The following is a 21994-nucleotide window of genomic DNA, read 5'->3' as shown; positions in this document are numbered from 1 at the left end:
AAATTCAAAAAAACCTGCCAATTTTTATTGGCAAGTTCTTCTTTATACTTAAATATATACTTTTACTGTTATATTTACTAAAACAATTTCTATTTAACTCTTTCTAAAATGCTTAATATATCTGATGGGAATCTATTTGTTTGAGCAAGCAAAGCTGTTGAAGTTTCATGTAAAATTGAAGTTCTTGCATAATCAGTCATTTCTAAAGCAATATCCGAATCTCTTATACTACTATCAGCTTTTTCTAAACTAGCCATACTACCACTTAAATTATTTGCAGTACTTTCCATTCTATTTTGAATAGATCCATACCTACTTCTAACTCTATTAACATTATCTATAGCTTCATCAATAGACGATAAATTTTTATTAATATTTTCAACTTTAGTAACATCAACTTCACTTAAGGGATTATTCCCATCTTTATCTCTTAATGCATCCGTAGTTACATTAACCATAGGTATTTTAATATCCTCTTTAGCATTAGCCCCTATCATAGATGTTTTATACTCTGGTTTATCATTATTACTAACAAATTTATTACTTATTAAGTTAACTCCATTAAAATTAGAATTTGTAGCAGTATAATCAATATTTTTTTTCAATTGATCAATTTCTAATTGAATAACTTTTAAATCTTCAACATTATTAATCCCATTACTAGCTTGAACAGTAAGTTCCTTCATTCTAACCAAAGAATTACTTACAGTTTCTAAAGCGCCATCTGTCGCTTGCATCATAGAAACTCCATCTTGAAGATTTTTTGATGCTGATTGTAATCCTCTAATTTGCATTCTAAAATTTTCACTTTGTCCAAGTTTATTTGGATTATCCTTTGCACTATTAATTTTTTGCCCAGTTGATATTCTATTAAGAATTCCAGCTTGAACATTTAAATTTTTCTTATAATTTTGATATACATTTAACGAATCCATATTTTGATGTAATCTCATAAAACTATCACTCCTATAACTACTTAGGCATCATAAAATAAATAACTATACAAAGATTCTTAGGCTTTTTTGTACTAAACCATAAATTTAAGGCAGTTAATACTATCTACACTAGCTGTCATTTACTTGTAGCGTAAGTATAAAAAAGATAAAAATACTAATTAGATATTTATTTGCAGATTCCTTACTTATATATTATATCGTCCAGTTCCTATAAATCTTAATACATATTTAAATTGCCCAATTATATATTATTCCCTTTTCCCTAAGTCACAACTATATTTATTCAAATTCTATGTTAATTTATGCTATTGATTCTTCTTTACTTCACTATAACTTCACCATGTTTTGATATTATTTTTCTTTTATAATTATAAAACATTAAAGATAAAAATTCTTATTGTCCCCTCTTCTGAAAATAGGTATCCTTTATAATTTCGCTTTAAAATATCCACTAATTCCTCTATTCCTTCATTTAATATAATATACAAAAAAAAATGGCAAAAGCCATTTTTTTAAGATTTTATATCAATAATATTCCCCTTACTATTATCTACAGCCATGATTTTCATCATTTGCTTCATTCCCACTTCCATTTCACTATTAGTATTCAGTTGTAATTTCATTACAGAAAGACTAACTGCATTCTTAAGATTATTTTGACTCATATTCATTGATATTCTTCCAATATCCATATTATTTCTCCTCCTTAAAATTATATAACATATTCATTAACTAATTACTAAAAAAAGCATCTACTTGTGTTGTTATATATTCAAGCTTTTCTTCTGTCATTCCTGGATATACTCCTAAGAAGAATGTTCTTTCAACAACTTGATCTGTATTTTTCAAATCTCCAACAACCTTATGTTCTATGTTTTTATATCCTGGTTGTCTTAATATATTCCCTGCAAATAACATTCTTGTTTCTATTTTCTTATCTTCTAAGAATGTTACAAAATCCTTCTTAGTAAATCCTGCATTTGCTCTTACTGTTAGTGGAATTGCAAACCATGATGGTTCTGCTTTTAGAAGTGCTCTTGGTAATATAAATTTATCTTCATATTTCTTAAAGCAATTATATAACACATCAAAGTTATGCTTTCTTTTTTCTGAGAACATAGGTAATTTATCTATTTGTTCTACTCCCATTGCACATTGTAAATCTAATGGCTTTAGATTGTATCCTATATTATTGTAAACATATTTATGATCATATCCGTCTGGTAACCCTTCAAATTTAAAGTTAAATCTGTTTTTACATGCACCAGCCTGATCTGCTTCTCCTGTTTGACAGAAGCATGCTCTTCCCCAATCTCTTATTGAAAGCGCTGCCTTGTATAATTCCATTGAATTAGTACAAACTGCGCCACCTTCTCCCATAGTCATATGATGAGCTGCATAAAAACTATATGTTGAAAAATCTCCATATGTCCCACAATATTCTCCATCATATTTAGAATCTAATGCATCACAAGTATCTTCAATCACATATAAATTATGCTTCTTTGCAATAGCCATTATCTTATCCATTTCTGCTGGGTTTCCAAGCGTATGTGCAAATATTATTGCTCTTGTCTTATCTGTAATTGCAGCTTCTATTTTAGCTGCATCTATATTATAAGTATCTTCTTCAATATCTATGAATACTGGTATTAATCTATTTTGTATAATTGGGTTTAAAGTTGTTGGGAAAGTCATTGCTGTTGTTATTACTTCATCCCCTGGCTTCATTGGATTCTTTATTGTTGGTGAACATAGCGCTGATACTGCTACTAAGTTTGATGATGAACCTGAATTTGTAACTAAACAGTTCTTCATGCCTAAATAGCTCGAGAACTTTTCACAAAACTCTTTACCTTTTTTCCCTAATGTTAACCAAAAATCTAAAGCAGAATCTACAACTGCAACCATTTCTTTTTCGTCAAAAACTCTACCAGCATAATTAACTTTACTTTCTCCTGGTATAAATTTCTTTTCTATCTCTCTAACATTATATAATTCAACTACCATTTTAAGTATGTCTTCTCTTATTTCATTTTCATTTCTCATTCTCATCATCCTTCCTCCTGTTACTATTTGAAATTATCCCCAACATTTTTTCTTATCTATTAACTCTGGTGTTCCTTGAGAAGCTGCATATCCTAGCACCTTTTTGTCATAGCCCTTTATTGCTTCAAAATACCCTCTTAGAATTTCAATATCAGGTTGACCAATATTTAAGTAATATACCTTCATACCTCTATCTATAGCCATATTAGCAAAAGGAATTAGTTTTCTAACAGGAGATGTCTTCATTAATTTTATCCTTTGCTAAAAATTTATATCATACTCTCTATTGTTTTTTTAATCCCCTCTTCAAATGAATACATAGGTTTAAATCCAGTATCCCTCGTTAATGAAGTTATATCTGCACATAGGTGCATAATTTGATTTTCATTATACTCAAAATCACCAATTCCAAGAGGTAGACTTTCATCTATTAAATCTCTCATTTTTATTATATACTCAGATAATGGTTTAGCAACACCACTCCCTATGCAATAAACAGATTGATCTACTCCATTTTTACCTATTAGATAAAACGCTCTTGCAGCATCTGCGCAATATAAGTAATCCCAAAGTTGCTCTGATTTGGTAAATGATGGCCTCTCTCCATTTAGTAATTTTTCTAAGCATGACAAAATCATTGTTCCATCATTATCATGAGGCCCATACACACTAAATATTCTAGTCCATACATGTTTTATTCCAATTTCTTTACACAGTATTGAACTTAGCTTACATGAGGCATATTTCGCTACTCCATATGCACTTAAAGGATCTACAGGTGTATTTGGTGATATTACATCTGATACTAGTCCGTATTCAGCCTGTGATCCAGCACCTATAAACATTTTACATCCTATCTCTTTTGCAACTCTTGCAGCATTTAGTGTATACCCTATATTTTTATTTTGTATTTCTGGACTATATCTTACATTTCTTGCTGTTGCTTCCCATCCAAAGTGATAAAAAGCATCATAAGAATCTTTTTCAAGTTCTTTTAATCTATGAATTTCATCAAGCTTACACTCAACTACAGTTATTAAATCTGATTTAGGTAATCTATCTATATTTCTTGAATTTGGTCTAGTAACCGCTATAACTTTAGTATTATTTAAAATACATTCATTTATTAGTGCCACACCAAGCATGCTAGTTGCACCTGTTAAAATTATTTTTTTCATTATAACCCACCTTAATAACTACTACTTACTCACAATTATATTCTTTTCATATTCTTCCCTATCTAAGAACGGGAACATATCATCATAAGCTCTTGAAACTAATGTTCCATCTGGTAATTTATCTGATGCTATTCTCGGCATTATTAATTGCCATTCTAGAGTCATTACATCACATATAACTGGTCCATCGTAATTTAATACTTCATCAAGCTTAGAATCTAAATCTTTAATATTATCAATTCTTACGCCTTTAATTCCATATGCTTTTGCAATTTCAATAGAATCCGGACACCACACCCCTGAAGTTGGACCTTCACCAAACATTCTATCATTCATAAAGTTATGTTGTGTTTGTCTAATTAATAAATATCCATTGTTATTAAAAATAAATACCTTAATCGGTAAGTTATTATGCTTAATTGTTGCAAACTCTTGAATGTTCATTTGAAGACTTCCATCTCCAGTTATAACTATAGTTTTCTTATAATCATTAGCTACACATGCACCAAGTGCACCTGCCCAATATCCCATTGATGACAATCCACCAGTAGTTAAAAATCTTTGACCTTTTTTTATCTTCCAAGTTTGACAAGCTACATGGAAACATGAACCAGTATCAACAAGTATCATATATTCATTATCAGCTTTTTCACATAACTTTTCTGTAAGATAATATGAATTTACAGGGTTAGAAGTTCTATATTCAGGTTGCACTACAGGATATGTTTTCTTCCATATTTTACACTGTTCAACCCACTTACTTGTATCTTCCATTTCATTCTTATCAACAACTTTTAATAATGCTTTAAGATATAACTTTGCATCATCATTTATTTTATAATCTATATTTATTCCTGGTTTATCCAGTTCTTTTCGATCAATATCTACAACTATTTTCTTAGCATTTCTTCCAAACTGCTTAGCATCATGTCCTACCGAAGAAGTTGATAATCTACTACCTATTGCAAGTATTACATCTGCATTTTGAATAGCAAAATTAGCTGATCTCTCTCCATAATTACCTGGTCTACCAACATATAAATCATGATCTGATTCTATTAAATCTATACCGAGTCTTGTAGTTACTACAGGAATTCTTAGAGATTCTAACAATTCAATTAACTCTTTTTGAGCATCCCCAAGTCTTATCCCTTGCCCCGCTACTACAAGTGGTCTTTTAGCCGCTTTAAGAATTTTCCAAGTATTTTTAATATATATTTCTCTATCTATTTCAGAATACTTTTCTTCATCTGGTGTAAACCCATATGATAAATGTTCTGGAACTTCCATACGCTGTATATCAAGAGGTACATCTACCCAAACAGGTCCCGGACGTCCTGATAAAGCCATATAATAAGCTTTTTCCATATAATATTTAATTTTTGCTGGATCATCTACAGTAACAAAATATTTTGTTCCTTTTTCAACAAAAGGACGAATAAATATCCCTTGCACTCCATATTGTCTTATTCCACTTTCTTCTTGATAATTTACACAAGATAGAGCTGATTGCCCTGAAATAACCATCATTGGAGCTGAATCTGTCCATCCCCCAACTAATCCATTAACGACATTAATGCTACCTGGACCTGCTGTAACCACAGCTAATCCTAATTTCCCTGTTATTCTTGAATATGCATCTGCCGCCATTCCACAAGTCTGCTCATGATGAGTACACATCGTCTTTATTTCTGGACATCTAGCTAATGCATCATTTAAATGCATCGCTTGACCACCAGTTACTAAAAATGCTGTATCTATACCTTTGCCTTTTAGAAATTCAAATATATATTCAGATACGTTCATATTTCTCACTCCTTCTACATTCAATTATAGTAATGATTCAAATATATAGCTTATATCATCTTGTTTTTTTCTTTGTGCTAAGTTCATAGCAATCTCAATCACCATATCCTCTTGCCCACCAACAACTTTTTGATTTCCAAGTTCCATAAAAATATCTCTTGGATCTACACCAAATTTTTCTGCTGCTTTCTTCACATGCGGTGCAAATGATGAAAATACTTCTGCCATACCACTTATAATGCTAAGTGCACTAAGTCCAGTGTCTCTATCCATAATTTTAGAAACAATCTCTTCACTCGCATCTAACATTTTATATAAGTTTAACCCTGTATTAACTCCAGTTTTATGTAATAATGCCACTAAAGCCTCTAATTGACAATTTCCAGCTCCAGCTCCAAATCCTCTTAATGTTCCATCTATAATACTTGCACCTTGTTCTATTGCAATAAGTGCATTAGATACTGCAATACCCATATTATTATGAGGATGGAATCCTACCCTTATATCTAGTTTATTAACTAGTGCATTTATTGTTCTTTTCACTAAATCAGGTGTTGATGCTCCTGCTGAATCCATTATAACAATTCCCATAGCACCATATTCCTGCATCTTCATAGCTTCTTCAACTAACTTTTCTGTAGTTGTCATATGATACATCATAAGTATACCATATACCTCTTTACCTTCTTTTCTTAAATATTCTATATGTTGTCTCGTTACATCTGCCTCTGTACAATGTGATGCAACACAAAACAAATCAACACCTGCTTCAATCGCCGGTACTACATCGTCCTTTATTGTTCCAAACCCAGGTATTAAAAAAACACCTAACTTTGTTCTTTTCAAATGTTTCTTCGCTGTTGTTAGCATTTCATTATCACTAAATAATGATAAACCAACTTGCAGTGAACTTGCTCCTAATCCATTTCCATGACCTACAATTATTGTATTCATACCGCTATTATCCATAGCCTTACAGTAATCCGCAATATTTTCTTTTGTTAATTGGTGTTTTATAGCATGTGATCCATCTCTTAATGTTGAATCAAAAAAAAGTAACTTTTTCATTAGACATTACCTCCACATACTATTTTTTTTATTGCGTATTCCTCTGCTATTTTTATAGCAGCACAAGTAATTATATCTAAGTTCCCTGAATATGCAGGTAAATAATCACCTAAACCAACAACTTCTACGGTTGTTGTTACCCTACCATTTTCATATATCGGTCCTAGTACCACTCTATATCCTGGCACATATTCTTTTATTCTTGTAGCCATCTCATGTATACTCTTACTTATTTTATCCATATTAGGATTATCAATAATTGCATATACAGTATTTCTCATTATTGTAGGTGGTTCTGCCGGGTTTAGTGTAATAATTGCTTTTGTATTTTCTATTTCACTAAATTGTCTTAATGCATCCCTTGTTGTTTGTGTAAACTCATCAATATTAGCTCTTGTTCCCGCTCCTGCTGATTTCGATGCTATACTAGCCACAATTTCAATATACTTAGTTTCTGGGTGAATACGTGAAATAGCATATGCTATTGGCACTGTAGCCTGACCTCCACAAGTTATTAAATTTACACTGTCGCCTTCAATACATCTATCTAAATTTATTACCGGTACACACATTGGGGCAATTTTTGCTGGAGTTAAATCTATAACAAATTTACCTAACTTTTTTAATATTTTAGCATTATGTACATGAGTACTCGCCGATGTAGCATCAAAAACAATATCACAACATGATGGATCTTCTTCAAACGCATGAATTGATTCTATTGATGTTTTAATTCCTATATCTTCTGCCATTTTAATGCCCCTTGAATGTGAATTTCTTCCTGCAAACATTCCACACTCTAAAATTTCAGAACGTTGAATTTTCATAAGTAAATCTGTACCGATATTTCCAGTTCCTATAATGCCTACTTTAACTTTTTTCATATACCCCTCCTATGACAATATTAAGCAATAATATTCTTAATTTTACCAATCCCTCTATTTACTAATATAACTCTTATAACAACTTATATAATACTTATTTTTCACAATAATTCTCAATTTGTCTTACACATAAATCATATACATTTTTATTTTCAAAGTTTTTATACCAATCAACAGTACACTTAAGTGCCTCATCTAATTTAAGCTTCGGATTCCAACTTAGGAATTGCTTAGCCTTAGTACAATCTAAGCTTAATAAGTTAGCTTCATGGACATGTTCTCCATTAGAAACATCTTTCCAATTACCAGAACCCCAAAACTCAAGTATATATTCAACTACATTTTTAACCGGTTGTATTCCATCAGCATTTGGTCCAAAGTTCCATCCTTCTGAATATTTAATTGGGTTATCATACATCTTAGATGCTAATGATAAATACCCACTTAATGGTTCAAGCACATGTTGCCATGGTCTTGTAGCATATGGGCTTCTTATTTCAATAGTCCTATTTTCTTGTATAGCTTTTATACAATCTGGAACTATTCTATCTTTGGCCCAATCTCCACCACCAATTACATTACCAGCACGTACAGACGCTATTGATTTACCATGATTTTCGTAATCTTTAGGGTTAAAGAAAGAGTTTCTATATGATGAAATTAATAATTCAGCACACCCCTTACTTGAACTATAAGGATCATATCCACCCATAGCATCATCTTCTCTATATCCCCATATTTGTTCTTTATTTTCATAGCATTTATCAGTTGTTATCATTACCCCCACTTTTACACTGCTAGATTTTCTAATACATTCTAAAACATTTAAAGTTCCCATTACATTAACTTCATAAGTTTCTTTTGGAATGTCATAAGATAATCTTACAAGTGGTTGAGCTGCTAAATGAAAAACAAACTCTGGTTTATATTCATCAAAAACCTTTTCTAGTTTTTCTGAATCTCTTAAATCTCCACGTATATCTACAACTTTATCCTTTAATCCTGTAACTACAAAGTTGTCATTTTGAGTATATGGGTCAAGCCCATACCCAATTACTGTAGCTCCAAGTTTTTTTAACCAAATAGATAACCAAGAACCTTTAAAACCTGTATGGCCTGTAACTAATACAGTTTTATCCTTGTATATTCCATCAAACATTTCTGTATTAGTTATTTCCATATTTTCCATGGTCTATCACCCTTATCCCACATTTTATTTACTTCTTCTACATCTTTAAATGTATCTATTGCTTTCCAAAAGCCATTATGTTCATAAACTGCAAGCTCGTTATCCTTAGCAATACTCTTTAATGGATATTCTTCAAACATACAATCTTCTTCTGGTATATGTTTAAATACTTCTTTATTTAGAACCATGTATCCACCATTTATAACATCATTTAATATTGGTTTTTCTTTAAATGACTTGGCAATACCATCTTCTATTTCTATTAGCCCAAATGGTGACATTGGATGAACACCTGTTAAAGTTGCTATTTTACCAGTTTTTCTATGGTGATTAATTAACTCTTCTATATTTATGTCACTTACTCCATCACCATAAGTCATTAAGAAGTCATCACCATCTATATATTTTTCAACTGCTTTTAATCTACCAGCTGTTAATGTTTCATCACCTGTATCAACAATTGTAATATTCCAATTTTCATTTTCTTCTGTATGATACTCTAATTCCTTATCTCCACCCATATGTATAGTAAAATCATTATTTCTCCAGTACATATCCATGAAATATTGTTTTATCATATCCCCCTTATAACCAGTACATAAAATAAAATCATTTATTCCATATTCAGAATATATCTTCATTATATGCCATATAATTGGCTTTCCACCTACTGGCACTAATGGCTTTGGTCTATATTCAGTTTCCTCTCTCATTCTTGTACCTTTACCCCCACATAGTATAACGGCCTTCATTATATAACACTCCCTATTTATATTAATTTTTATAATTTACTAAATATGTAGTTTAAATTTACATACTATTATTTAAATAGGACATAACACTTTAACCTATTATATTTTCTAAACAATTAATTGTTTCTCAACACACCTTTTGGAAGTATATTTACTATATTTAGTAGATATATTCCTTTTATAGTCCTCATAGACCGTATTAATTATCTGCTTATCAGACTCATAATAGTATAATTTTCCTTTATTTTTTAAATAAAGAGTGTCTAAACACTTCAAACATATATCATATGCTGAATCAATTAAATTAATTAGGTTTGTTTCACTATTGCTATAAAATACATCTATAGATAATGTAACCAAAATCATGGTTTTACTACATAAGTTAATATACATTTGTCTAAAAATATTAAAATCACTTCTGCAAATTTCTAGCTGTTCCATGACCTTGAAGAACCCTATATGTTGTTCTATCCTTGACTCTATAGTTGCATAACTATATATACTCTTGTCTTCTCTTTTCTCTGCCTTCCCTTCCAATATTACTATATCACTCAGACCTATAACATCACCATATTGGCATAATATTAATTCCCATACCATATGGGGATAATACGAACATGTAACATTATCTAAATTATTAATTATATACTCTCTGCATTTATATTTTTTTAAAATATTTCTATTAAATATAACGCCGGACATGTAATTAGATGATAGCATATAGCCTAGCATTGCATCTTTACCAGCCTTTTTTAAAGTTGTTAACGGTGGCCCTGCTTGAATAGTTCCGCTCGTCCTTATTATAGATATTTCATCTTTTTTGCTTCTCATTATATCCATAATTTTAAAAACATTGTTAACATCAATAAAATCCTCATCACTTAGAAGCAGTATAAAATTTCCTACAGCTATTTCACATACTTTACATAAATTTTTAGCAAATCCCTGATTTTCATCAAATCTAAAATACTTTACTCTAGAATCATTTATTTGTTTTATTTTATCATAATACTCATTAGTATCATTATTTGAGCCATTATTAGAAATAATCACTTCAATTTCTTCATCATAGCAACTTTTTAGAGTGTTAATGACATTATTATAAGCCTTATCTCCCCTATTATAACTTGGGATACAGATACTAAATAAAACATTACTTCCTTTTCTGCCATTCTTTGATATTCTATTTTTGTGTATATTATCTATCACTTTTTCTATATTACTAAGATTGCCAGTATAATCTATTATATTTCTTGGTATATACTGATCAGTTTTTTCAAAATACTCATTCATTTCTTCTAACCCATTAAAAATCAAAATATTTTTATATATCTCACCATCTATCAACATACCTTGAAAAACACTTTGGAATTTTTCCATATCACTTATTACTATGTATGCCTTTCTATTTGTTTTCTTAATAATATCTATTACATTACTTATTTTTCTCCAATCATAATTTTCTACTATTATGAAATCTGAAAATTTATCTTTTATTTCATATTTCATACAATAATTGTTATCATATTCCATTCTCTCGATAATTTTATTACTACTTTTATCAAATATATAATATATATTCTTATTCATAGTAGGAATTAAAGAAAATTTAAGATTTTCAAATCCGATTATTTTCTTTGTATGTAACTTATTTTTAACTTTTTTTATATTTCCCTTATAATTTCCCTCAAATTCATTTAAATTAGGTTGTATAAATCCTTCAAAAATAAACCCCTTTACTTCATTTAAAGCATATCCATAGTTTTGAGCCTCCATAAACATATTTAAACATTCATCGTACGCTTGCAAATTAAATAAGAAATATCCAAATGAAGCATAAAACTCCGCCTTTACCGCACCTTCAATTGTGTTAACCTCAATATATTTTAAATAATCAATATATACTTGAAGTTCATCGTCAATCATATCTTTATTAATTAGGTTTTCAACCCTACTTAATAAGCTTTTAAAATTTATCATATTCCTCCATTCATACCCGGATAGTTCCCTACCCCAAAAGTATTTTCCATAATTTTATATTTATTATTTAATTATTACCTTTACTCCCATTACTAAATTGAACATTAAGATCCCTTATTCTAACTAAAGAATTACTTATAGTTTATAAGGTACTATCTTTTATAGCCTTACTCTTGAATATTTCTCTGTACTGATTGTACCCATCTCATTTACATTCTAAATTTTCACGTTTTCCAATCTTATTATGATTATCCTTATCAATATTAATTTTTGGGCCAGTGGTTATTCTATTTTAAACCCTACTTGACCATTTAAATTTCGCCTATAATTTTGATATATAATTAATGAATACATATTTTTATGCAATCGTGTAATGTTCTGCTCCTATAACTACTTATTTTTTTATATTAATAATATCGTACAGTCATCATAAATCTTAACCCCTTAAACTAATACAAAAAAAAAAGTGTCAATTTCTACTTCTTGAGCTTTTAACTCAATAATATTATCAACACTTTTAACAATCTATCCATTTACCTTTCCTAATTTTTTCTATTTTTTTAATCTAACCTTATTATTATCTTTTAATAATAATTCTGCTATCTTAAAATCTAAGTCATTATCTATATCTATTGAATCTTTATTATCCATTATATATGCCCTACTTCTCTCACCATAGAAATTTTTATTTATTAGATATTCATTTATCTCTATTATATATATAGCTCCATTTATTCTGTAGTATGTATCTAATTCTTGTCTTCTTTTATTATCACTTTTCTTCAAAAATCCCTCTAATGACAAATCCTCTTTTAATGTATTATAAATCGTAAGTGAGTGTTCTGCCTTACTTACACTTACCACCGATTTCAGATTATTATCTAATAATAAATCTATAGCTTCTTTTATATTATTACTATCCCTAAGTGGCGAAGTAGGTTGTAGTATTACAAAGTAATCATATTCTTTATTCATTAACTTTAACTTCTCTATCATATCTATTACTACAGCTTCAGTTGTAGCTATATCACTTGCTAAACTTTCTTCCCTTAAAAATGGTACATCTGCACCATATTCTTTAGATATATCTGCATACTTTACTGAATCTGTGGATACTATTATATCTTCAAATATATTGCTTTTAACAGCAGCTTCTATTGTGTATGCTATTAACGGCTTACCATTTAATAATTTTATATTCTTATCCCTTAATCCCTTAGACCCACTTCTTGCTGGAATTATAGCTAAAATTTTTTTTCCTTTATACATTTTATCACCTATTCTTATTATAATATTACATTATACTATATCGTAAAACTTCTTTTTTAAGTTTATATTCTGTGATAGAGTTTGTTTTATTATATTTATTATTTTACTCGATGTATTTCCATCCCCATATGGATTGATTGAATTCTTAATCTTCTCTCTAAACCATTTACTCAAAGAAATATTTATAGCGTTAACTATATCATCCTTGCTCGGGTTACAATTAATTACTGATTCAGCTTGCATTCTTCCTTTTTGTCTATCACCTATATTAATAGTAGGCTTATTAAATGATGGTGCCTCTATTATTCCACTAGATGAATTACCTATAACCGAATTACAATACTTCATAGCACTTAAATATCTTAAATACCCCATTGATGTAAATGCAATTATTTTGTCTTTATTATCTTTTTCATACTCATCAATTATCTTATTTATAATTCTTCCATCACTATCTGAATTAGCTTTTGTAATAATGAATTTCATACCATCCATTTCATCCAAAGCCTTTAAAAGTTCCCTAAACTGATATTCCGAAGTATTGTTTTCAAGAGTTACAGGATGAAATGTAACTAACCCGAAAGGTTTATCTAATGTAAATTGTATACTTTTTTCTATTTCTCTTTTTTCTAGCAAATCTAATGAAACTATATTTTCAACACCAATAGCACCTACATTAAATACTCTACTAGGATTTTCACCTAATTGAATAACTCTTTTTCTGTATTCTTCAGTACTTGTAAAATGAAGATAGCTCATTTTAGTTATACAGTGTCTAAATACTTCATCAAAAGCTCCTTCTGTAGTTTCTCCACCATGAAGATGAGCTATTGGTATTTTCGCTGTAACTGCTGCACTACATACTGAAAATATTTCATATCTATCACCTAAGACTACTATTATATCAGGTTTTAATCTTTCAAAAGCTTCTGCAAAGCTAATTGTCGCAAGGCCCATAGACTTAGAAATACCTACTGATGTATCAGAACTTAATAGTATCTCTATTTTCTCATTAATTTTATATCCATCATCAATTATATTTGTATAAGTCATTCCAAACTCTGGAGATAAATGCATACCAGTAGCTATTAATTGTAATTCTAAATCATTATCTTCATTCACTTTATCTATTAAAGGTCTTAATAATCCATATTCCGCTCTAGTTCCAGTTACAATGCAAATTTTCTTTACCATAAATTTATCATCTCATCTTTGCTATAATTTTTATTTGCCTTTTTACCAACAATATCATCCCAATGCTTAGGTGATAATCCCGTTCCAGGTCTTTTAGCAATTAGATTCTCCGCTGTGAACATTTCTCCTATTTTAATATCTTTATTACACATTAAGCTCTTTCTTGCAACTTTCATATTCTTTTTTTCAGAAGGCGTTAATTTTTTTATTCCATCACCTAAAGCTTTTTCTATATTTCTTATAGCAATAACCATTGCCTTTAAATCTCCTGGTTCTAAACTAGCCTTATGATCCGGTCCCTCCATTGTTTTATCAAGGGTAAAATGTTTTTCTATAACTTTAGCACCTAAAGCAACTGCTGCAATTGCTACTTCTATTCCTTGAGTATGATCTGAATATCCAACTTTGACACCAAAGGTTTTTCCTATAGTATTCATTGCTTTCAAATTCACTTCTTGCATTTTAGTAGGATAATCTGTATTACAATGTAAAACTATAACATCCAAAGCGCCTTCTTCTCTTAAAATTCCTAAAGCAAATTCAATATCGTGTAAGTTACACATTCCTGTAGATAGTATAATTTGTTTTCCTGTAGATGCTATCTTTCTTAAATATGGAACATTCTCTACTTCTCCTGATGGTACTTTAAATATGTTTATTCCAAGTTTATTTAACAAATCTATATTTTCTAAATCAAATGCTGATGATAAGAACATTATACCTTTTTCTTTGCAATATTTAAGCAATTCTAAATGCTCATTATAGCTTAACTCAAGAGCCTTTAACATTTCAAATTGAGACATATTCTTATTCATATTTTCACTTTGATACTCAGCTTGCTCAGCTTCTTTAGTTACTAAATTTTCTGCATTAAAACTTTGAAATTTTATAGCATCAACACCTGAAATTGAAGCAGCATCAACCAATTTCTTTGCAATTTCTATATTTCCATTATGATTTACACCCGCTTCTGCAATAATAAATACACTATCTCTCATTATATTTTCCTCCCTGGATTTCCGCATATTTTGCTGTTTGATTCTACATCTCTAATTATTACACTTCCAGCACCTATAAGACAATTATCCCCAACCTTTATCCCTTCAATAACTACAGCTCCTGCGCCTATATGACTATTATCCCCTATAGTAACACCACCACTTACTGTACTTCCTGGCGCAACATGGACAAACTCCCCAATTATGCAATCATGTTCAACTATAGCTCCTGTATTTATAATAGCATTTTTTTTAATTACTGCTGAAACATTAACTATGGCTCCTTTTCCTACAAACACACCATCTTCAATAATTGCATTTGATGATATAAGTGCATCTGAGTCTATTATTGACGGAATTTTAAATCCTATTCTTTTTAAATTTTCCTGTATTTTAATTCTAATCATAGGATTTCCAACGCTTCCAACTGTAATAAAAGCATATAAAATGCCACTATTATATAACTCATCTAACATACTATCATCACCAATTACTTTTACTCCCAATATCTCTTTTCCAATATCTACATAATCAGTTATGCACACCGGATTAAATTCGCCCATTTTGAGTATAGAGTCTAAAACACTACTACAATGTCCGCCTCCGCCAACTAATACTATTTTCTTCATATAATCATCCCATCTATAATATTTAATTCTAATTTTAATTTTAAAAATAAGGTATCTCATAATATTATCAGATACCCTTTTCTTAATAGTCTTATTAAGGACTATATTCTATTTTCCTTCTAATCTATTTATCATTTCTTGCATTTCATCAAGTTGTCCCATGTCCATCCAAGCCCTCTCAGTTATAGGATAAACCCCAACTCTCATTCCCAACTCCATACACTTACTAGCAATATCCGGTAGATGTATAAAAGTATCATCCTCTATTAAATCTAACACTTCTGGTTCTATAATATATACACCTGTATTAGTCAAGAAAGAGTATTCTGGCTTTTCAGTCATGTTATTTATTTCTCCACCATCTGTTAAGTTTATAACTCCATATGGTATAGTAATATTTTTAACTGCACATATCATAGTAATTAAATTCTTTTTTTCCTTATGATATTCATACATAGCTGCATAATCTCCATCTATTAAGATATCGCAATTAGATACAAAAAACGTTCTATTAATTTTTCCTTTAAGTAAATATAAACTTCCACCAGTACCTAATGGTTTATCTTCTTCTAAATAAGATATATTATAATTCTTTTCTATATCTCCAAAATAAGATTTAATCATATTTTTCCTATAGTTAACAGCCAAGTAATAATCTGAACATCCGTATGCTCTAAATTTATTTATTATCCTTTCTACAATTGGTATATCTCCAATTGGTATAAGTGGCTTTGGTAAAATCTTTGTATATGGATATAATCTAGTTCCTAGCCCCCCTGCCATTATTACTACAGGAGTATTCAAAATTGTCTTTTCCTGATTTTCTTCTTCTAACTCTACATCATCCCAAAAAATTATTGATTTAATTTCACCTTTTATTCCAATCACTGGAATAGAATTAATAGAATACTTCTTCATTAAGTCTTTAGCCTGAGACTTTTCTGTTTCAGTTATATATTTAGGCGTATAGTTAGTTATCTCTTTAGATTTAGCTGATAAATCTCCATTTCTTAATATCCATCTTCTAATATCACCATCAGTTATTACGCCTTTTAATTTGCCATTCTCAGTTATAATCAAAACTCTTTTTGCAGTTTTGTCTAATATTTTAATAGCCTCTCTAATTGTTATATTATCATCTATAATAATATCTTTAATATCCATAATCTACTCCCTACCCTAATATTAGGCTTATATATTCTTCAATATGCTTAAAACATAATTAACATCTTCTGTAGTTAAATTACTACTACATGGTATGTTTAGTATGTGATTCAAATAGTATTGTGCCTTTTCTATTTTGTAAGCTCTTGAATTTTTATATGGAATTTGATTATGAATTAAATTCCATATTGGCCTAGTTTGAATCCCCTTACTTTGAAGGTACTTTATTGCTTCATCAATATTTAAAGGATATATTTCACTATCTATTATTAGTGAATAGAACCAATAATTCGGGTTAATATCACCATTAAAGTCTAATATATTTATTCCATCTATATTCTGTATCCCTTTTTTATATAAATTATAGTTATCTTTCTTTATTTTTATAAATTTATCTAATTGTTCTAATTGTGCTACACCTAAAGCCGCTTGTAAATTTGTCATTCTATAATTATATCCAATTTCTCCATGTATATAATAAAGTTCATCATCTTTAGCTTGAGTAGATAAATACTTAGCCTTTTTCAATAACTCTGGATTAGTAGACACCATCATTCCTCCACCACCAGTTGTTATTATCTTATTCCCGTTAAATGAATAAACTCCAAAATCACCTATAGTACCTGCATACTTTCCATCATATTTCCCTGAAATATATTTTGTACCTAATGCTTCTGTAGCATCCTCAATAACCATTAAATTGTATTCTTTTGAAATAGTCATTATTTCTTCCATATTTGCTATATTACCAAATACATGAACTACTATTATTGCTTTTATATGCTTTCCAGTAGTTTTATTTATTAGTTTATCATCTACTAATTCACACTCTACATCGCAGAATTCCTTAAGTTTTTCAACGTCCATAGTTAATGTATCATCACAATCCATAAATATTGGATCTGCTCCAACATATTTAACTGGATTGACTGCTGCAATAAATGTTAGTGTAGGTACAATAACTTCATTTTCTGATGTAACCCCACTTAATATTAATGCTAAGTGTAAACCTGCGGTACCACTTTGACATGCTACAGCTTCATCAACATTTAAGTATTTTGATATATTTTTTTCAAAATCATTTATGTATGATCCTCCAGTAGAAACCCATTCCTTTTCTACTGCATCTACAACATACTTAAGCTCATTACCCTTTAAGTTTGGTACTGAAAGTGGAATAAATTTATTCACAAGAAACACCTCCATTAAATATTATAAATATCTGATTTATATCTTTGTAAATTACCTTCTTCTTTAAACCATTCAACAGTTTCTTTTATACCTTCTTCAAAAGTATGACTTGGACTCCATCCTGTTAATCTCTTTATTTTTTCATTAGACCCTAACAATCTATTAACTTCACTCTTGTCAGGTCTTAATCTTTGGTCATCACAAATTATCTTAGCCTCAGGATTTATTTGTTTGATTAACTCTTCTGCTAATCTACCTATTGATATTTCATCTTGAGTAGCTATATTAATTTCTTCACCAATAGTATTATCACATTTGGCTATTTCGATAAACCCTTGTACTGTATCTTTAACAAAGTTAAAATCTCTAGTTGGAGTTAGTGAACCTAACTTTATTTCTGTCTCTCCTGATAATAATTGAGTAATTATAGTAGGAATAACAGCTCTTGCCGATTGTCTTGGCCCAAAAGTGTTAAATGGTCTAACAATTGTTATTGGCATATTAAAACTTCTGTAGAACGATTCTGCTAACCTATCCGCACCTATTTTAGTCGCGGAATATGGTGATTGCCCTTGGTATGGATGTAACTCATCTATTGGTACATATTGAGCTGTTCCATATACCTCTGATGTAGATGTAACCAATATTCTTTCAGTACCTAAATCTCTTGCTGCTTGCAAAACATTTAAAGTTCCTTTTATATTTGTATCTACATAAGAATCAGGTGAATGATAACTAAAAGGTATTGCAATTAATGCTGCAAGGTGAAAAACTATATCTATTCCCTTCATAGCTTCCCTTACACCATTAGGATCTCTTATATCTCCACTAAATACTTCTATTTGTTTTAATTTTTCCTTAGGTAATGTGTCTAACCATCCCCAAGAATTAAATGAATTATAATAAACAAATGCTTTAACCTTATATCCATCATCTAATAATGCTTCTACTAAATGACTTCCTATAAATCCATCTGCCCCTGTTACTAAAACCTTTTTTATCATATACTTCCTCCTAACTATAATTATATTTACTTATACATTTTTTATTTTGTATTTAAATATTTGTTTTATACATTTCAAACTATTTATGCAAACATTATTTTAATATCCTCAATAATAGGAATTATTTCATATTTGAAAATGTCGGCTATTAAAACATAATCACCATTTTCTATGCCTCCGATAATCTCTTCCAATTGTGTATTCAAATTTTCTATAGTTTCTTCTTCCTTTAATTCTATTTTTAATAGTGCTATTACATTTATTATATATTCAATGCCTTCACCTATTAATGGAATCATTTCTACACCCTTTTTCTCATTTCCGGATTGTATGAATTCTACAGTTTCATTTATTCCAACTATTAATCTTTCTATATATTCTTTAGCTGTGTTAAATACTTCTATTTCTTCCTTATTCATTTAAATCTACTCCTATATCTATATATTTTTAAAAACTTCTTCATAAACTCTATATTATTAGCACGTTATATAAACGCACCTTTACTACAGTTATAAACCTCAACATTATTAACTCTATTTGGCTTTTAAAATAATTATATGTTTCTGTTATCAACATTCTCTAATCTAAGCTATGGACTTGGTGTTAAAATTAAGAATTTTTTATTTAAGATACTTATATCATTAATATTTTTTTGATTTCCTCTTCCATTTTAGGTATAATCATTTCCATAAGTTCTACTGTTACTACATAAATATCTTCATTTTTATCAAATTTTTTCTTAACAATTTCGCTTTTACTATCCGTTAAGTTTATTAAGTATTTTTTATTATTATTTATAGTGTACATTGCATCAAACACTAAATCATTTAATATTTCAGTATCTGCATAACTTTTTTTTAATTTTAAATCTAATTTATTCAATTTATTATTTAAACTATTTAACTTTTCATTTTTATTCAAATAATATGTATTTTTATATTCCTTGAATATTTTAATCGCTTCTTTAGCTATTTTTTTACACTCTTTCATAGAGCTTAATATATTTTCAAGTTCCTTTACAATTTTCCCTGTTCTATTTTCACTTATACTTTCTTTTAATGTTACTTTATTAAAATCATTTAAACAATATTTTTCTAAAACCTCTTCCAACTTCATCACAATTGTTCCATTAATATTAGCTCCACCTTCTGTAGCATTTATAAAGGTTATATTTTCTCTTAACTTTATAAGTGTTTCTAATTGTAACCTAAAATTATTTAGTACTAAACTAGTTCGAACTTTTTCCCCATATATATCATCTATGTATATATCCTCAGCTCTACCATATCCATCTAAATTGTTTTCAAACTGTTCAATTCCATCTGCATGTCCTTTATTATTGGTGAAGGCTAAATCTTGACCAATAAATATAATTGGATTACATCCCATTTCCATTGCAAAATATGTCATAGAATGGGCAACCGAACCACCATAATCTATAGTATCTATTTTATTATCAAACACTCTTTTAATAAATTTATTTCTTGTTGCAACTATTTTTTCGCCCTTATGAATTTTAGTTGCTTGTGAACTCGTCGTTTCATTCATCACTAAAGGACATTTTATATTTTCTATCCAATCTTTTACTATATCAAATGAAGCCTCACTTGAATCAACTATGGTAAGAAAATCCGGTTTTATATTTTTTTCACATAAAGCTTTTAATGGTCTTCCTCCAGTTATTATCAAATTATTAGTATTACTTTTTAATAAATCTATATTTTTATTTAGAGACGGTCCTGCTGAAACAATAATTGCAGGTCTATCTTTATATTTATCTTTATATTCAAGTATTGATTTACCATAAGCATAAAACTTCATGTTTTCAAGTAATGTATTATACCACTCTAATGAAAACATCTTTATTGTATTTCTCTCTATACAAACCTTAACTATAAATTCTTTTATTGCACTAAAATATTCTGTCAATTGCTTTGAATATAATTTAGCATAATTAGTAGTTTCTATCATTCTAAAAAATTCAACATTCATCTCATTTATTACTTTTCCAGCATTATCTAACATATCATTTACTTTAGATGTAATTATAATATCACTTCTATTAATTAAATCCTCAACAGCTTTATTTTCAATAATAAATTCTAATAATTTTTCATCAACTTCAACTATTATAATTTTACTATTTTTATCTTTCCTTTTAATTAATTCTCTTACTAAATTTCCTGTACCTATACCAAAAACTATATAATTTGTATTTTCAGTTATTATTCCTTGATTCTCTATAATTTTATTAACTTCTTCATTTTCTTTATATTTACTTCCTAAATATAGTTTTTTATCATCTTTATTTATTTTTAAAATATTATAATTATCCTTTGTTTTATCTAAGGTATAACAATTGATCATAATATCACCTCATAAATATTATCGAAATATTTTTCATATACTTAATGACTAAAAAAAAAAGAGTGAGAAATCTCACTCTTTTAATTTTATTAAGACCATTCTAATTTAATTAGTAGATATAAGTCCTAATATCAAATTCACTACCTAAGTGTTACTATCTTAATAATTGTAACACACCTTGTGGTTGTTGATTAGCTTGTGAAAGCATTGCTTGAGCTGCTTGAGATAAGATATTAGTCTTTGAGAAATTCATCATTTCTTTAGCCATATCTACATCTCTAATTCTTGATTCAGCAGATTGTAAATTTTCTGATGC

The 21994-nt window shown here is 29.1% G+C and carries 21 protein-coding genes; all 21 read right to left on the bottom strand.

Going from position 1 to position 21994, the window contains the following annotated elements; all coding sequences use genetic code 11:
- Nucleotides 1-89 precede the first annotated feature (89 nt).
- On the bottom strand, nucleotides 90-953 hold the full coding sequence (locus BLS77_RS12850; RefSeq protein ID WP_089970523.1) for a flagellin N-terminal helical domain-containing protein: 864 nt from the start codon (nucleotides 951-953) through the stop codon (nucleotides 90-92).
- 515 nt (nucleotides 954-1468) lie between these two features.
- Nucleotides 1469-1648, bottom strand: a complete 180-nt coding sequence (locus BLS77_RS12845) for a YjfB family protein (RefSeq protein WP_089970520.1) — start codon at nucleotides 1646-1648, stop codon at nucleotides 1469-1471.
- Nucleotides 1649-1688: 40 nt separating this feature from the next.
- Complete coding sequence (gene rfbH / locus BLS77_RS12840; RefSeq protein ID WP_242873985.1) at nucleotides 1689-3011, bottom strand: lipopolysaccharide biosynthesis protein RfbH; 1323 nt, start codon at nucleotides 3009-3011, stop codon at nucleotides 1689-1691.
- A gap of 27 nt (nucleotides 3012-3038) precedes the next feature.
- Entirely contained in the window at nucleotides 3039-3251 is a 213-nt protein-coding gene (locus tag BLS77_RS12835) for a hypothetical protein (protein WP_089970518.1), read from the bottom strand.
- A gap of 23 nt (nucleotides 3252-3274) precedes the next feature.
- Complete coding sequence (locus BLS77_RS12830) at nucleotides 3275-4183, bottom strand: NAD-dependent epimerase/dehydratase family protein (RefSeq protein WP_089970515.1); 909 nt, start codon at nucleotides 4181-4183, stop codon at nucleotides 3275-3277.
- A gap of 21 nt (nucleotides 4184-4204) precedes the next feature.
- On the bottom strand, nucleotides 4205-5989 hold the full coding sequence (locus BLS77_RS12825) for a thiamine pyrophosphate-binding protein (protein WP_089970513.1): 1785 nt from the start codon (nucleotides 5987-5989) through the stop codon (nucleotides 4205-4207).
- Nucleotides 5990-6013: 24 nt separating this feature from the next.
- On the bottom strand, nucleotides 6014-7057 hold the full coding sequence (gene dmpG, locus BLS77_RS12820; RefSeq protein WP_089970510.1) for a 4-hydroxy-2-oxovalerate aldolase: 1044 nt from the start codon (nucleotides 7055-7057) through the stop codon (nucleotides 6014-6016).
- A complete protein-coding gene (locus BLS77_RS12815; RefSeq protein WP_089970506.1) occupies nucleotides 7057-7941 on the bottom strand; it encodes an acetaldehyde dehydrogenase (acetylating) in 885 nt (294 codons plus the stop codon). Before BLS77_RS12815 ends, dmpG begins: the two co-directional genes overlap by 1 nt.
- A 94-nt stretch (nucleotides 7942-8035) precedes the next feature.
- Entirely contained in the window at nucleotides 8036-9130 is a 1095-nt protein-coding gene (rfbG, locus tag BLS77_RS12810) for a CDP-glucose 4,6-dehydratase (RefSeq protein ID WP_089970503.1), read from the bottom strand.
- Nucleotides 9112-9882 carry a glucose-1-phosphate cytidylyltransferase gene (gene rfbF, locus BLS77_RS12805; RefSeq protein ID WP_089970500.1) on the bottom strand — a complete coding sequence of 257 codons (771 nt, stop codon included), beginning with the start codon at nucleotides 9880-9882 and terminating at the stop codon, nucleotides 9112-9114. The genes rfbG and rfbF overlap by 19 nt, the downstream gene beginning before the upstream one ends.
- A gap of 108 nt (nucleotides 9883-9990) precedes the next feature.
- Nucleotides 9991-11862, bottom strand: a complete 1872-nt coding sequence (locus BLS77_RS12800; protein ID WP_089970497.1) for a glycosyltransferase — start codon at nucleotides 11860-11862, stop codon at nucleotides 9991-9993.
- A gap of 552 nt (nucleotides 11863-12414) precedes the next feature.
- Nucleotides 12415-13131 carry an acylneuraminate cytidylyltransferase family protein gene (locus BLS77_RS12795; protein ID WP_089970494.1) on the bottom strand — a complete coding sequence of 239 codons (717 nt, stop codon included), beginning with the start codon at nucleotides 13129-13131 and terminating at the stop codon, nucleotides 12415-12417.
- 30 nt (nucleotides 13132-13161) lie between these two features.
- On the bottom strand, nucleotides 13162-14325 hold the full coding sequence (neuC, locus tag BLS77_RS12790; protein ID WP_089970491.1) for a UDP-N-acetylglucosamine 2-epimerase: 1164 nt from the start codon (nucleotides 14323-14325) through the stop codon (nucleotides 13162-13164).
- Nucleotides 14319-15323 carry an N-acetylneuraminate synthase gene (neuB, locus tag BLS77_RS12785; protein ID WP_089970488.1) on the bottom strand — a complete coding sequence of 335 codons (1005 nt, stop codon included), beginning with the start codon at nucleotides 15321-15323 and terminating at the stop codon, nucleotides 14319-14321. Before neuB ends, neuC begins: the two co-directional genes overlap by 7 nt.
- On the bottom strand, nucleotides 15323-15952 hold the full coding sequence (locus tag BLS77_RS12780) for an acetyltransferase (RefSeq protein ID WP_089970485.1): 630 nt from the start codon (nucleotides 15950-15952) through the stop codon (nucleotides 15323-15325). Before BLS77_RS12780 ends, neuB begins: the two co-directional genes overlap by 1 nt.
- Before the next feature lie 108 nt (nucleotides 15953-16060).
- Nucleotides 16061-17116 carry a nucleotidyltransferase family protein gene (locus tag BLS77_RS12775; RefSeq protein WP_089970482.1) on the bottom strand — a complete coding sequence of 352 codons (1056 nt, stop codon included), beginning with the start codon at nucleotides 17114-17116 and terminating at the stop codon, nucleotides 16061-16063.
- A gap of 27 nt (nucleotides 17117-17143) precedes the next feature.
- Nucleotides 17144-18307, bottom strand: a complete 1164-nt coding sequence (locus BLS77_RS12770) for a LegC family aminotransferase (RefSeq protein ID WP_242873984.1) — start codon at nucleotides 18305-18307, stop codon at nucleotides 17144-17146.
- A 14-nt stretch (nucleotides 18308-18321) separates the two neighbouring features.
- The gene (locus BLS77_RS12765; RefSeq protein ID WP_175490856.1) at nucleotides 18322-19311 is read right to left on the bottom strand and encodes an NAD-dependent 4,6-dehydratase LegB; all 990 of its coding nucleotides are present in this window, start codon (nucleotides 19309-19311) and stop codon (nucleotides 18322-18324) included.
- A gap of 83 nt (nucleotides 19312-19394) precedes the next feature.
- Entirely contained in the window at nucleotides 19395-19730 is a 336-nt protein-coding gene (locus BLS77_RS12760; RefSeq protein WP_089970476.1) for a DUF8042 domain-containing protein, read from the bottom strand.
- Between the two features lie 214 nt (nucleotides 19731-19944).
- Nucleotides 19945-21678: a motility associated factor glycosyltransferase family protein gene (locus tag BLS77_RS12755; protein WP_089970473.1), complete on the bottom strand. Its 1734-nt coding sequence runs from the start codon at nucleotides 21676-21678 to the stop codon at nucleotides 19945-19947.
- A 154-nt stretch (nucleotides 21679-21832) separates the two neighbouring features.
- A partial coding sequence (locus BLS77_RS12750) for a flagellin (RefSeq protein WP_278336672.1) occupies nucleotides 21833-21994 on the bottom strand: 162 nt, incomplete at its 5' end.

The sequence above is a fragment of the Clostridium gasigenes genome (assembly GCF_900104115.1).
GTDB classification, from domain to species: Bacteria; Bacillota; Clostridia; order Clostridiales; family Clostridiaceae; genus Clostridium; species Clostridium gasigenes.
Note: the sequence above shows the minus strand (reverse complement) of the source record. Positions and strands in the feature narration are given on the sequence as shown.